This is a genomic window from Streptomyces rhizosphaerihabitans (genome assembly GCF_025399795.1).
Lineage (GTDB): Bacteria > Actinomycetota > Actinomycetes > Streptomycetales > Streptomycetaceae > Streptomyces > Streptomyces rhizosphaerihabitans.
On sequence record NZ_JAODTZ010000003.1, the window covers coordinates 253057 to 264979 of the forward strand.

General features: G+C 70.6%; 13 protein-coding genes. 5 read left to right on the plus strand and 8 right to left on the minus strand.

Annotated features, from left to right (window positions below; all coding sequences use genetic code 11):
- Positions 1-14: 14 nt before the first annotated feature.
- A complete protein-coding gene (locus N4G66_RS04645) occupies positions 15-893 on the minus strand; it encodes an NAD-dependent epimerase/dehydratase family protein (RefSeq protein WP_261702635.1) in 879 nt (292 codons plus the stop codon).
- Positions 894-1012: 119 nt separating this feature from the next.
- On the opposite strand from N4G66_RS04645, the gene N4G66_RS04650 reads away from it, so the two are divergent.
- The 4 genes from N4G66_RS04650 to N4G66_RS04665 all read left to right on the plus strand — a co-directional run bounded on the left by N4G66_RS04650 (position 1013) and on the right by N4G66_RS04665 (position 5350).
- Positions 1013-1855 carry a helix-turn-helix transcriptional regulator gene (locus N4G66_RS04650; protein WP_261702636.1) on the plus strand — a complete coding sequence of 281 codons (843 nt, stop codon included), beginning with the start codon at positions 1013-1015 and terminating at the stop codon, positions 1853-1855.
- Positions 1856-2170: 315 nt separating this feature from the next.
- Entirely contained in the window at positions 2171-2647 is a 477-nt protein-coding gene (locus N4G66_RS04655; RefSeq protein ID WP_261702637.1) for a hypothetical protein, read from the plus strand.
- Between the two features lie 251 nt (positions 2648-2898).
- The gene (locus N4G66_RS04660) at positions 2899-4227 is read left to right on the plus strand and encodes a beta-xylosidase (protein WP_261702638.1); all 1329 of its coding nucleotides are present in this window, start codon (positions 2899-2901) and stop codon (positions 4225-4227) included.
- A gap of 97 nt (positions 4228-4324) precedes the next feature.
- Entirely contained in the window at positions 4325-5350 is a 1026-nt protein-coding gene (locus tag N4G66_RS04665; RefSeq protein ID WP_261702639.1) for a DUF916 domain-containing protein, read from the plus strand.
- Here the strand turns inward: N4G66_RS04665 and N4G66_RS04670 are convergent.
- Positions 5244-5582: a P-II family nitrogen regulator gene (locus N4G66_RS04670; protein ID WP_261702640.1), complete on the minus strand. Its 339-nt coding sequence runs from the start codon at positions 5580-5582 to the stop codon at positions 5244-5246. The genes N4G66_RS04665 and N4G66_RS04670 overlap by 107 nt on opposite strands.
- On the minus strand, positions 5579-6886 hold the full coding sequence (locus N4G66_RS04675; protein WP_315903613.1) for an ammonium transporter: 1308 nt from the start codon (positions 6884-6886) through the stop codon (positions 5579-5581). Before N4G66_RS04675 ends, N4G66_RS04670 begins: the two co-directional genes overlap by 4 nt.
- A gap of 245 nt (positions 6887-7131) precedes the next feature.
- Between N4G66_RS04675 and era the strand changes: the two genes are divergently transcribed.
- Positions 7132-8097: a GTPase Era gene (gene era, locus N4G66_RS04680; RefSeq protein WP_261702641.1), complete on the plus strand. Its 966-nt coding sequence runs from the start codon at positions 7132-7134 to the stop codon at positions 8095-8097.
- A 159-nt stretch (positions 8098-8256) separates the two neighbouring features.
- Here era and N4G66_RS04685 read toward each other — a convergent pair whose 3' ends face one another.
- The 5 genes from N4G66_RS04685 to N4G66_RS04705 form a co-directional block, all read right to left on the minus strand.
- Entirely contained in the window at positions 8257-8610 is a 354-nt protein-coding gene (locus N4G66_RS04685) for a cytidine deaminase (protein ID WP_261702642.1), read from the minus strand.
- A gap of 64 nt (positions 8611-8674) precedes the next feature.
- Complete coding sequence (locus N4G66_RS04690) at positions 8675-9034, minus strand: MmcQ/YjbR family DNA-binding protein (RefSeq protein ID WP_261702643.1); 360 nt, start codon at positions 9032-9034, stop codon at positions 8675-8677.
- The gene (locus N4G66_RS04695) at positions 9031-10335 is read right to left on the minus strand and encodes a hemolysin family protein (protein WP_261702644.1); all 1305 of its coding nucleotides are present in this window, start codon (positions 10333-10335) and stop codon (positions 9031-9033) included. The genes N4G66_RS04690 and N4G66_RS04695 overlap by 4 nt, the downstream gene beginning before the upstream one ends.
- Positions 10332-10829 (minus strand): rRNA maturation RNase YbeY, encoded by a 498-nt coding sequence (ybeY, locus tag N4G66_RS04700; protein ID WP_261702645.1) that lies wholly within the window; start codon positions 10827-10829, stop codon positions 10332-10334. The genes N4G66_RS04695 and ybeY overlap by 4 nt, the downstream gene beginning before the upstream one ends.
- 12 nt (positions 10830-10841) lie before the next feature.
- A complete protein-coding gene (locus N4G66_RS04705) occupies positions 10842-11900 on the minus strand; it encodes a PhoH family protein (protein WP_261702646.1) in 1059 nt (352 codons plus the stop codon).
- Positions 11901-11923: the final 23 nt, after the last annotated feature.

Here is an 11923-nt window from a genome sequence, read left to right on the forward strand (position 1 = left end):
GCCGCCCGGCCCGGTCACAGGGCCCCGGCGTCCCTGGCCGTCCACAGGGACGGGTACACCGGGCGGAAGCCCAGGTCGTGGCGGATGCGGTCGGTGGACACGATCCCGTTCCAGGGGTCGGGGTCGGTGCGCTCGTACAGGGCGGGGGGTACCTCGACACCGTTGATCAGGTGGAGGTCGACGGTGGTCACGGGGGCGTCGTCGGCGATGTTGCAGATCCGGCCGGCGGCCACGCCGGGGGCGTACAGCAGGCGGCGCAGGCCCTGGGCGACATCCGCGTGGTGGACCATCTGGAGCCGTTGACCGGCAGCCCAGTGCGCGGCCCACCGCATCGACGCGGCGAGATGCGGGTCGCCCTCCCCGTAGACGAAGGCTAGGCGGCCTACCCGGACGTCCATACCGCCTTCCAGGGCGAGCAGGCCGCGCTCCGCCTCCGCCTTGGACGCCGGGTAGGCACCCCACATCTCGCCGCCGGGCAGGCTCGGGTCGTCCTCGGTCAGCGGGCGGCCCCGACCGGTCCCGTACACCAGATTGGTGCTGACCTGCACGAACCGGCGCACCCCGGAGGAGACGGCGGCGCGGCCGAGCTCCAGTGCGGCGTCGCGGTTGACCGCCCAGGCCTCGTCGTCCGGCACTCCGCGGAAGGCGGCCGCGATGTTCACCACCGCGTCGACGCCCGCGAGGGCCTTGCCGAGCGTCTCGGAGTCGCGCAGGTCTCCGACGGCGGTCTCGACCCCGAGGCCGTTCGGGCCGGTGAGGGCGGCGAGGGCCGCCGCCCGGGACTCGTCACGGACCAGGACCCGTACCCGGTCGCCGGGGGGTGCCTGCTGCAGGAGGCGGGGTACGAAGCGGCGTCCGACCTCGCCGGTGGCTCCGGTCACCAGTGTCAGCATGATCTGTTCCTCTCGTCGGCCTCCACCGTCCCCCCGTGCCGGGCGGAGCGGGAGAGACCTCCTGATCCAGGGACCGGCAGTGCCTGGATAAGACCGGCGGCCTGCGTCACGCTGGAGAGGTGAACCGAGCCGAACTCGCCGACTTCCTGCGCCGCGGCCGGGCCCGTCTGGAGCCCTCCGACGTGGGGCTCACGGCCGGTTCCCGCCGCCGCACCCCTGGCCTGCGCCGCGAGGAGGTGGCGGCGCTGGCGGGCATGTCCGTGGACTACTACACCCGGCTCGAACAGTCACGCGGACCGCACCCCTCCCGTCAGATGCTGGGCGCGCTGGCGCGGGCGCTGCGGCTCACCGGCGACGAGCGGGACCACCTCTTCCACCTGGCCGGCGAGGAGCCACCGCGGGCCGGGAGCGCCTCGTCGCATGTCCGCCCCGGGCTGCTGCTGATCCTCGACCGGCTGCACGACGCACCGGCGCAGGTCATGACCGACTACGGCGACGTGCTCGCGCAGAACGCGATGGCGGCGGCGCTGACGGGCGAGGCGGACCCCGGGCGCAACGTCGTACGACGGTTCTTCACCGACCCGCGGTCCCGCGCCCTCTTCCCGCCCGAGGACCGCCCCGAGCACGCCCGCTCCCATGTCGCCAACCTGCGCGCGGTCACGGCGGCCCGCCCCGACGACCCGGCCCCCGCCGCCCTGGTGGCCGAACTCCGCTCCACAAGCGAGGAGTTCGCGGACCTCTGGGAGTCCCACGAGGTCGCGGTGCGGCGCTCCGCGACGAAACGGTTCCTGCACCGCACGGTCGGTCTGCTGGAACTCGACTGCGAGTTCCTGCTCAGCTCCGGCGACAACCAGCTCCTCGTCGTCCACACGGCACGCCCAGGCACCGAGTCGCACGAGCGTCTCCAACTGCTGCGCGTGGTGGGCCTGCAGAACATGACTCCGGCCGCCGGACAGCGGTGACCTCCGTCCGACGGACCCGTATGCCGGACCGCGCCCGGGGCCAACTTCGGCCACTTTCTATGACCGTTGAAGGAAAGGGTCCGCTTCCCTTGCAATCGTGAGGCACCCGCGCCTCAATGGAACCGCACATTCCGACGGACCGTCAGATACGCCTCCGCACGGCGTCCCGCACCCCACGCGCGGACGGTCCTCGTACACGTCTCCCCGCACCCTCACCGAGCACGGAGGTGAGGAGCCCGTGTGCCCGGACCAGGGCGGACGGCTCCGTCCCGACCATCCCCACATGGCAATTCCCCCACAAGGGAAGGGAAACCGATGAGAGGCAAGCGACTCTGTACCGTCGCGGCGTTAGCCGCCGGCACCCTCGCCGCGACCGGTCTGGCCTTCGCGCCGACCGCCGCGGCCGTCACTCCCCAGACGGCCACCATCAACGCGACCTGCACCCTCGGTGGTGGCGGTGCGGCCACCCTCACGGCCACGCAGGACGGCACGGCCGCGACCATCACCCTCAGCTCCACCACCATCACGTCCCCGCTCCCCCTCGCCGAGAACTCGGTCACCTCCACTCTGACCCTGGTCAACGCAAGCGGCGGGACCACTGCCTTCAGCGGCAAGAAGAACCCCGCGATCGCCGCGGGCGGCGGAGTCTCGGTGGGCCCCCTCGACGGCACCGTCGCCTCCGGCGACAGCCTGGAGACCTACGGCGGCTCCCTGAAGATGGTGGTCTTCGGCATCACCATCACCTGCACGGCGGACGCGCCACAGTCCCCGGGTCCGTTCGTCTTCGACTGACCCACCGCGCCATGACGTGACGAGGGACGGTGCCGCCCGCGCGCAGCGGCACCGGCCTTCCGGCAACTCCCTTGCCCACGGCCCGGGTCGGAGACCGTTGGGCGACCGGTCGATGACCATGACAGAAACTGATGGCCCATCAGTCACTGCGCCGGGACTCCATTGACTTCTCACACAACCCGCACATCAATAGCCCCCTGTCGGCGTAGACGAGCCGCTGCGCCCGCATCCCTCAGGAGGGGGCAACAACCATGTCAACCACGGGTCCGACAACCCGAAGACGACGCCTTGCGGCACTGCTCGGGGCGACCGTACTCGCGCTCACCGCGGGAGGTGCGCTGGCCGCCCCGGCCGGAGCCGCTGCCACGAACGTGGACTTCGCCACGCACTGCATCCCGCCGGCGATCGCGGGCATCCCGCCGATCGACGGCACCACCACCGCGAAGATCACGGTGGACAACGCGCGTCCCAAGGTCGGCGACACGGTCACCGTGACCTACACGGTGGTCAAGCCCGCCGCCAGCAACCCCGTCGACATCGCGCTTCCGGCGGACATCATGACGCCCACCGGCAAGGTCGCGCTCGGCGGGGCGCAGACCGGAAGCGTCACCGTCGCCGGTCCCAAGAAGAACGACCCGGTGCCCGGCAAGGGCGCCTTCCCGTCGTTCAGCATGACGGGCACGTTCACCGTCACCGCGCCCGGCGCGATCACCCTGTCGCCGAGCGACTACAACATCCACACCAGCTACATCATGGAGCTGGACACCCCGTGCACGGTCATCACCCCGCCCGCCCCGGTGTCGGAGACGGTCACCGCGACGGGCGGCGGACAGACCAACACCCGGGCCATCCAGCTCGGTTCGGCCTCCGGGAATCCCGGTGACAGCGTGACCGTCACCGGCAGCGACTTCACCCCGGGCGCCACCGTCACCCTCGCCGGACGGTCCGGGGCAACCCAGACCGCCGACACGGCGACCGTGACCGCGAACGCCCAGGGTTCCTTCAGCGGATCGCTCGTCGTCAACGACAAGACGACGACCGGCGTGGTCGCGTACGAGGGAGGAAGCTGGAACGCGGACACCGGCGCGGGTCCCGCCGCGTATGTCGTCATCGACAACACGCCCGTCCCGGACGGCAGTCAGAAGCTCACCACCACGGTGAAGGCGGGAACGCTGTCGATGACCCAGGCCGGGGATGCCGTCGCACTCTCGGCGGTCGACTTCGGCAAGGGCGGTGCCTCCACGGGCTCCCTGCAGACGGTGACGGTCAAGGACTTCCGCGGCGGACCCGCGGGCTGGTCCCTGACCGGCAAGGTCACCGACTTCACCGGCCCCGGCGCGAAGATCGGTGCCGGTGCCCTGAGCTGGACCCCGGCCTGCGCCACCAAGGCCGGCAGCCCGAGCACCTGCCAGGCCGGTTCGTCCGGCGCGGTGGGCACCTCGGGAGCGACACTGGCGTCCACTCCCAACGGAACGCTCACCGGCGGTGAGTTCACCGTCGACGCCGGACTGTCGCTGAACGTACCGGAGTTCACACCCCCCGGCACCTACTCCGGTGTGCTCACGCTGACGCTCAGCTGACCGGTCCGCCACTCGACCGGTCTCCGCACCCCGGTGGCCGGGCGCGCACCCGCCCGTCCACCTCGTCCGCCCATGCCTTCCGCGGGGGTCCGCACCCATGCGCAAGCCGTACGCCCTCCTCCTGAGCCTGCTCCCTGCCCTGCTGGCCTTCTCGGCATGGGTGGCCACGCCCTCGTACGCGGCCGACAACGGCAGTTGGTCGGTCTACCCCGTGTCCTCGCGCATCGCCGCGCGGCCGTACTTCTACCTCTCCGCCGACCCCGGCCAGACCCTCCGGGACAAGGTCACCGTCGCCAACAAGACCAGCGGCCCCCTGACCTTCCGGCTGTACGCGGCCGACGCCTACAACACCGCGCGCGACGGCGGTTTCGCCGTGCGCACGCTGAAGGAGAAACAGCACGGGGTGGGGGCCTGGGCCCGGCCGGCCCGCTCCCGGATCACCGTGCCCGCGCACGGCCGGGTCACCGTGCCGTTCACTCTCCACGTCCCCGAGCGGGCCGAACCCGGCGACCATCCGGGCGCGCTGGTGGCGCTCGACGAACGGATCGAGACGGGCCCCGGCTCCGTCTCGGTCGGGGTGCAACGGGCGGTCGCCGCCCGGGTCTATCTCCGGATCGGCGGGCCCACGGTCCCCGCCCTCGCCGTGGAGAAGGTCCGCCTCACCCGCCACCAGCCACTGATCCCCGGCACGGGCGCCTCCGCGGCCACCGTCTCGTACACCCTCCACAACACGGGCAACGTGACCCTGAACCCGAAGGTGCGCCTGAGGGCCGAGGGCCTCTTCGGGCGGACCCTGCTGTCCCGCGACCTCACGGGCATCCCCTCGGAACTGCTCCCGGGCCAGCGGGTCCGGCTCACCGCGCCCTGGCACGGAGCGCCCCAACTCGACTGGGGCGATGTGACGTTGACGGCCAGCGCGCCCGGGACCCGGGAGTCGGCGAGCGTGTCGTTCCTCGCGCTGCCGTGGCTGGTGGCCGTGTTGGTGGCAGCCGCGTCCGCCGCGGCGGTGGTGACGGTCAGAGTGCGTCGGGCCCGCGTTCGCCCGTCCGTACCCGTACGACCGTCTCCACGGGTACGGACCACACCTTTCCGTCCCCGATCTTCCCGGTCTGCGCGGCCTTGACCACCGCGTCGATGACCGCGTCGGCGTCCGCGTCCTCGACGACGACCTCGATCCGGATCTTGGGGACGAGGTCGACCCGGTACTCGGCACCGCGGTACACCTCGGTGTGCCCGCGCTGACGCCCGTAGCCGCTGGCCTCGGTGACGGTCAGCCCGTGCACACCGAGCTCCTGCAGGGCGGTCTTGACCTCGTCGAGCCGGTGGGGCTTGACGACGGCGGTGATGAGCTTCATGCCTGGTGCTTGACCTTCTGCGCGGTGGGAAGGGACGACGACACCGGGGCGCCGTGGCCCAGGACCCCGTGATCGTAGGCGCTCTCGGCGTGCACCGTAAGGTCCAGGCCGTTCTGCTCGTGCTCCTCGTCCGCGCGCAGGCCGATCAGCCGGTCGAGCAGCCTGCCGATGCCGTACGTGGCGGCGAACGCGTACGACCCGACGGCCAGCACACCGACCAGTTGCCGGCCGAGCTGGCCGAGCCCGCCGCCGTACAGCAGCCCCTCGACCCCGCCCGTCATCCCGTGGACCGCGAAGACCCCGATGAGCAGCGTGCCGATGACACCGCCGACCAGATGGACGCCGACGACGTCCAGCGAGTCGTCGTAGTCGAACTTGAACTTCCAGCTCACGGCGTACGAGCAGACGACACCGGCGGCGAGCCCGACGGCGAGCGCGCCCAGCAGGGACACCGACCCGCAGGACGGGGTGATGGCCACCAGGCCGGCGACCGCGCCCGAGGCGGCGCCCAGCGTGGTCGGGTGGCCGTCGCGCCGCTGCTCGACGAGGAGCCAGCCGAGCAGGCCCGTGCAGCCGGCGGTGAGGGTGTTGAGGAAGGCCGCGGCGGCCAGACCGTTGGCGCCGAGGGCGGATCCGGCGTTGAATCCGAACCAGCCGAACCAGAGGAGACCGGCGCCGAGCATGACCATGGGCAGGTTGTGCGGGCGCATGGCGTCCTTCTTGAAGCCGAGCCGCGGCCCGAGGACCAGGCACAGCGCGAGCCCGGAGGCGCCCGAGGTGATCTCGACCGGCATACCGCCCGCGAAGTCGAGCGCGCCCAGCCCCTCACGGATCCAGCCGCCCGGACCCCATACCCAGTGCGCGACGGGAACGTATACGAGCAGCGCCCAGACGGGCACGAAGACGAGCCAGGCCCCGAACTTCGCCCGGTCGGCGACCGCCCCGCTGATCAGCGCGGCGGTGATGATCGCGAAGGTGAGCTGGAAGGTGGCGAAGAGCAGGGTGGGAACGGTGCCCTGCACGCTGTCCGGCCCGATCCCGGCCATTCCCGCGTGCCGCAGCCCGCCGATGAGCCCGCCGAACGCGTCCTGGCCGAACACGAGGGAGTATCCGGCGGTCAGCCAGACCACCGTGACCAGGGCGATCGACACAAAGCTCATCATGAGCATGTTGAGCACGCTCTTCGCACGGACCATGCCGCCGTAGAACAGGGCGAGGCCGGGCGTCATCAGGAGGACGAGCGCGGTGGCGGCGAGCAGCCAGGCTGTGTCGCCGGTGTCGATCCGGGCAGCGGCCAGAGTCACGGTCTCTCCAACGGGGTGGGGGCGTCGTCAGAGCGTCATGGGCCCGCATTTCCGGTTGCGCACACCCACGTTTCCGATGTGTTTCATTGCGCCGCGATTTCCGAATCCTCACAGATGAGGTGTCCGGCGCCCGGCGCGGGAGCGGCCGGCGGGCGAGTCCTCGACGCCCTGCGCACGGGTACCGGAATGTCTGCCTCCGGGCTGTCGAACAGCTTGGTACGGCGGGCGCCCGACGATCAGGGAGAATGGGCGCCATGAGCGTTCGCAACCAGTCATCCGAGCCGTCCGAAGCAGTGGGGAACCACCGCGCCGGCTTCGCCTGTTTCGTGGGCCGCCCCAACGCGGGCAAGTCCACCCTCACGAACGCTCTGGTCGGCCAGAAGGTGGCGATCACCGCGAACCAGCCGCAGACCACACGGCACACCGTGCGGGGCATCGTGCACCGGCCCGACGCGCAGCTGATCCTCGTCGACACCCCTGGCCTGCACAAACCGCGCACCCTGCTGGGCGAGCGGCTCAACGACATCGTCCGCACCACCTGGGCCGAGGTCGACGTGATCGGCTTCTGCCTGCCCGCGAACGAGAAGCTCGGCCCGGGTGACCGTTTCATCGCGAAGGAACTGGCGTCGATCAAGAAGACGCCGAAGATCGCGATCGTCACGAAGACCGACCTCGTCGACAGCAAGACGCTCGCCGAGCAGCTCATCGCGATCGACCAGCTCGGCCGGGAGCTCGGGTTCGAGTGGGCCGAGATCGTTCCGGTGTCGGCGGTGGGCGACTCGCAGGTGGGTCTGCTGGCCGATCTGATCGTCCCGCTGCTGCCGGAGGGGCCCGCCCTCTACCCCGAGGGCGACCTGACGGACGAGCCGGAGCAGGTCATGATCGCGGAGCTGATCCGCGAGGCCGCCCTGGAGGGCGTCCGCGACGAGCTTCCGCACTCCATCGCCGTCGTGGTCGAGGAGATGCTGCCGCGCGAGGACCGCCCCGCCGACAAGCCGCTCCTCGACATCCACGCCTTCGTCTACATCGAGCGCCCCAGCCAGAAGGGCATCATCATCGGCCCCAAGGGCAAGCGCCTGAAGGACGTCGGCATCAAGTCCCGCAAGCAGATCGAGGCGCTGCTCGGCACGCCGGTCTTCCTCGACCTCCATGTGAAGGTCGCCAAGGACTGGCAGCGCGACCCCCGGCAGCTGCGCAAGCTCGGCTTCTGAGACACCTCGGCGCCCCTGAGGACATCGAGCGCGTGGAAGACGGCCCGGTCTCCGGGCCGTCTTCTCGTACAGGGAACGGGAGAGAAGTCGTCCAGGGGCGGCAGGAAGCCTCCTCAGCCCGCCGTCACCCTCGGTGTCGGCCCGCGGTCACCTTGGTTGTCAGCCCGCTGTGACCGTCAGGTGTACGACACCGTCGAGCCCGGCCAGCAGCACCGGCGTCGCGGGCCCGCCGAGATCCCGTACAGCCGCACGGTCCGCGTCCGCGACGGCCTCCGCCTCGGACACCACGGCCGCCGACTCCAGGGACTTCGCCCCCGACGCCACGGCCATCGCCACGGCCGTCTGCAGGGCGCTCAGCCGCAGCGACTCCAGCTCCACGGTCCCGGCGACGTAGGTACGCCCCGTCTCGTCGCGTACGGCCGCGCCCTCGGGCACACCGTTGCGGGCCCGCGCGGAACGGGCCAGGGTGACGATCTTGCGGTCCTCGGGGTCGAGCGCGCTGCTGTCGGTCATGACCAGAGCATACGAAGTGCCGGCGCGCGCACCCGCTGAGGGTCAGGGACGGACCCGCTGAGGGTCAGGGACGGTCCAGGCGCAACCGCTCGGCGCGCGGCAGACCGGCCACGACGAGATCGTACGAATCCTCGATGAGCTCCCGGACCAGGTGGTCCGGGAGCTCGCCGTCGACGGTCACCGTGTTCCAGTGCCGCTTGTTCATGTGGTAGCCCGGGATGATCAGCCCCGGGTGCTGGTCGCGCAGCCGGATCGCGTCCTGCGGGTCACACTTCAGGTTGACCGTGAGCGGGCGCGCGTCCAGGTTCGTCAGGGCGAAGAGCTTGCCCAGCACCTTGAAGACCGAGGTCTCGGGATTGAAGGGGAAGTCCTCGACGGTCGCGTTGAAGGACAGGCAGAACGCGCGCAGTTGCTGTGGAGTCACGCCGGTTTCTCCTCCTGAGGAGGCCCGGCCTGGCCGACCGGCTCGACGAGGACCGTGACGATCTTGTTCCGGCGGCCGGCCGCGGCCTCCGCGGTCAGCCGCAGCTCGCGCCCGTCGGGCAGTTCGACCACCGAGGAGGCACCGGCGATGGGGACCCGTCCCAGCGCCTTGGCGAGCAGTCCGCCGACGGTCTCCACGTCCTCGTCGTCGTAGGCCTCGAAGCCGTACAGCTCGCCGAGGTCGCCGATGTCGAGGCGGGCGGTCACCCGGAAGCTGTCGCCGCCGAGCTCCTGGACGGGCGGCAGTTCGCGGTCGTACTCGTCGGTGATCTCGCCGACGATCTCCTCGAGGATGTCCTCGATGGTGACGATGCCGGCGGTACCGCCGTACTCGTCGATGACGACGGCGACGTGATTGCGCTCCTGCTGCATCTCGCGCAGCAGATCGCCGGCGTTCTTGGTGTCGGGGACGAACGCGGCCGGGCGCATGGCCGTCGACACGAGCTCGGACTCGGCGTCCCGGCTGATGTGGGTCTTGCGGGCCAGGTCCTTGAGGTAGACGATCCCGACGATGTCGTCCTCGTTCTCCCCGGTGACGGGTATGCGCGAGAAGCCCGAGCGCAGGGCCAGGGTGAGGGCCTGCCGGATGGTCTTGTAGCGCTCGATGACGACGAGGTCCGTGCGGGGAACCATGACCTCGCGCACGAGGGTGTCGCCGAGCTCGAAGACGGAGTGCACCATGCGGCGCTCGTCGTCCTCGATGAGGGACTCCTTCTCGGCGAGGTCGACCAGGGCCCGCAGTTCCGCCTCGGAGGCGAACGGGCCGCGTCTGAAGCCCTTGCCGGGGGTGAGCGCGTTGCCGATCAGGATCAGCAGCGGCGGGATCGGGCCCATGATCCGGGCCAGCGGCAGCAGGACGTACGCCGCCGCCGTCGCGGTGTTCAGCGGGTGCTGGCGGCCGATGGTGCGCGGCGAGACGCCGACGGCGACGTACGACACGAGGACCATGACTGCGATGGCCACGGCGAGGGCCTGCCAGGTCTTGTCGAACTCCTTCAGGCAGGCGAAGACGACGAGCGCGGCGGCCGCCATCTCGCAGGCCACGCGGACCAGCAGCGCCACGTTCAGATAGCGCGTCGGGTCCGCGGTGACCTGCGCGAGCTTGGCGCTGCCGCGCCGACCGCTGCGGACCGCCTCCTCGGCGCGGAAGCTGGAGACGCGCGCGAGGCCGGCCTCCGCGCAGGCGGCGAGCCAGGCGACGACGACCAGGGTGACGGCACCGATGACCAGCTGTGGGCTCATGACACGGTCGGGGCCGGAGACGGACCCGTGATGCCCTTCTCCGCACGCCAGCCGTCCACGATGGCGGCCTGCAGGCCGAACATCTCGGCCTTCTCGTCGGCTTCCTCGTGGTCGTAGCCGAGCAGGTGCAGCACGCCGTGGACGGTGAGGAGTTGGAGCTCCTCGTCCATCGTGTGCTGCGTCGGAGCGTCCTTGCCCTGCTGCTCGGCGACCTCGGGGCAGAGCACGATGTCGCCGAGCAGGCCCTGCGGCGGCTCGTCGTCGTCCTTCGACGGCGGGCGCAGTTCGTCCATCGGGAAGGACATGACGTCCGTCGGTCCCGGCAGGTCCATCCACTGGATGTGCAACTGCTCCATGGCGTCCGTGTCCACGACGATCACCGAGAGCTCGGAGAGCGGGTGGATGCGCATCCGCGCGAGCGCGTAGCGGGCGATGTCGAGGATCGCCTGCTCGTCGACCTCGGTTCCGGACTCGTTGTTGACGTCGATCGACATGGCGGTGCTGGTCTACTTCCCTTTGTGGCCCCGGCTCTTGTTCGAGCCGTTCTCGGTGCCGTTCTCGCTGTCGTACTTCTCGTACGCGTCGACGATACGGCCGACCAGCTTGTGCCGGACGACATCCTGGGACGTGAGCCGCGAGAAGTGGACGTCGTCGAGACCCTCCAGGATGTCCTGGACCTGCCGCAGACCCGACTTCGTACCGCTCGGGAGGTCGACCTGCGTCACGTCACCGGTGATCACGATCTTCGAGTCGAAGCCGAGCCGGGTGAGGAACATCTTCATCTGCTCGGCGCTCGTGTTCTGAGCCTCGTCCAGAATGATGAAGGCGTCGTTCAGGGTGCGGCCGCGCATGTACGCCAGCGGCGCGACCTCGATCGTGCCCGCGGCCATCAGGCGCGGGATCGAGTCCGGGTCGAGCATGTCGTGCAGCGCGTCGTACAGCGGGCGCAGGTACGGGTCGATCTTCTCGTAGAGCGTGCCGGGCAGGAAGCCGAGCCGCTCGCCGGCCTCGACCGCCGGGCGGGTCAGGATGATCCGGTTGACCTGCTTGTGCTGGAGCGCCTGGACGGCCTTCGCCATGGCGAGGTACGTCTTGCCGGTACCGGCGGGGCCGATGCCGAACACGATGGTGTGCTTGTCGATGGCGTCGACGTAGCGCTTCTGGTTCAGGGTCTTGGGGCGGATGGTGCGGCCTCGCGAGGACAGGATGTTCTGCGTGAGCACTTCGGCCGGAGTCTCCTGGCCGTCGCCCTCCCCGTTCTCGCTCGCCCTGAGCATGGCGATCGAGCGTTCCACTGCGTCCTCCGTCATGGGCTGCCCCGTGCGGAGCACCAGCATCATCTCGTCGAACAGGCGCTGGACGAGAGCGACTTCACCGGCGTCGCCGACCGCACTGATCTCGTTTCCCCGGACGTGGATGTCGGCCGCCGGGAAGGCCTTCTCGATCACGCGCAGCAGGGCGTCTCCGGAACCCAGAACAGTCACCATGGGGTGCTTGGCCGGGACGGTGAAGTGCGCGCGCGCCTGCCCCTGAGCGGGGCCGTGAGCTGTGGGTGTCTGAGTCATGGGCCGGCTCTGTAGGCCTGCGT